The 1,505-nt window shown below is 63.7% G+C and carries 1 protein-coding gene; it reads right to left on the reverse strand.

The features are described 5' to 3' along the window. Positions 1–127: 127 nt before the first annotated feature. On the reverse strand, positions 128–1,505 hold a 1,378-nt coding region (locus ACFY5D_RS22130), incomplete at its 5' end, for a ParB/RepB/Spo0J family partition protein (protein WP_387534770.1).

The raw sequence follows: 1,505 nt of genomic DNA on the forward strand, positions 1-1,505 counted from the left end.
TCCGCTGCCTGGCGCGAGGTCTTGAGTGCGCGCCAGCGTCGGCGGCCGGGGGAGCGTGCGGCGGAGGCCGCCCGCACCACCAGGAAAGGGGGAGGGGCACCCATAACGGTGCCCCTCCCCCGCCGGGCTATTCTGCGGTTGGCTCGTCGGTGATGAGCCTTTCAACCGCGCTCTGGGTGTATCCCCACGCGATCAGCTGTGCGAAGTATTCGCGGGTATCGCCGGTGGGGTTCCTCCACGCCGTGCGGTCTAGGTGCTTTTCGTGGGCCGCGAAGCACAGGGCCAGGATGGTGAACTCGCTGCGAGCCGCCACCTTCGCGGTGTGCTCGGTGACCGGGTGGAATCCCCCGGTCTTGATGCCCGCGAAATTCGCGGCGAGTTCCTGAATGGAGCGGCCAAGTTCGTAGCTGTGGGCGCTCATGGTCTTGGCCACGAAGTGCAGGTAACCCTTGGGTGCCGTTTTGCGGGCCAGCAGGTTGGTGATCCATTCGTGGCGAACGGTGATGGCCGAGTCCATGTCCTTGTTGCGGCTGATGAGTTCCTTGCGTTCGGCCTTTTGTTCCTCGGTCATCGGGCCTGACTTGCTGCCGCTGTTGCCCCAGCGGTCGGCGAATCCTGCGGCCTTCCAGCCCTGAACCACGGGCGTGGTTTCGATCTTCCCGTTGTACAGGACGCGGACGTGGTAAGCGTTCGCGTCATCTTCCGTGGCGGGTTCCCCATCGGGGCGGTTCAATGAGGTGACGGCTTTTGCGGTGCCGTCGTATCCCATTTCCTCATCCGTGGCCAGCACCTTGCCAGCTTCGACCAAGAGGGTTTTGACGGCTTCCACTGCGGCATCCTCGGCCAGCTGGTCGAGGTGGCGCTGTGCGAGGTGGGCGAATTCGGCTGGTTCTTCCAATGCGGTTTCGGTCAGTTCGGCAATGATTTCCTCGTGTCCGTCGAACTCCGCGATCTTCGCGGCCTGTTCGATGGTCAATCCCTGCCCCAGCGAGGCGGTAGCGGCATCGTTCGCCTTGGCGATCAGTGCTTGGCTGACGGTTTCCTTGGTGGCTCCGGTGCGCTTGGCGATCTTCGCCGGGGTCATCCCGAGCAAGGAAAGCTGGTGGAATGCTTCGGCGCGGTCGGCGTGGGTCAGTTCCTGGCGCTGGTCGTTTTCGACAACCTGCGTTGCCAGCCGGGTTGCTTCCTCGGGGGTGTCCACCACGTAGACGGGGATGGTTTCAAGCCCGGTTTCGATGGCGGCGAGGGTGCGGCGCTGGCCCATCAGCACGTGGAGTGCTCCGTTCCGTTCGTGGACGGTGACGGGCTGGAGCACGCCGTGCTCCTTGATGGAGGCAACGAAATCGGTGCCGAGTTCGGCCACGGTGCGCACGTTGTTGTCCACGGTCAGGGACGTGGGGTTCACCTGTTCGATCTTCTGGGTGTTCATGTTTGTTCTCGTTTCATGGGTGAGGGGGATCGCGGCACCAGCCCCGCGCTTTGTCTCTCCCCCGCGTTTTTTGGTT

It is taken from the genome of Paeniglutamicibacter sp. NPDC012692, from assembly GCF_042901625.1.
In the GTDB taxonomy this organism is placed as follows: Bacteria; Actinomycetota; Actinomycetes; order Actinomycetales; family Micrococcaceae; genus Paeniglutamicibacter.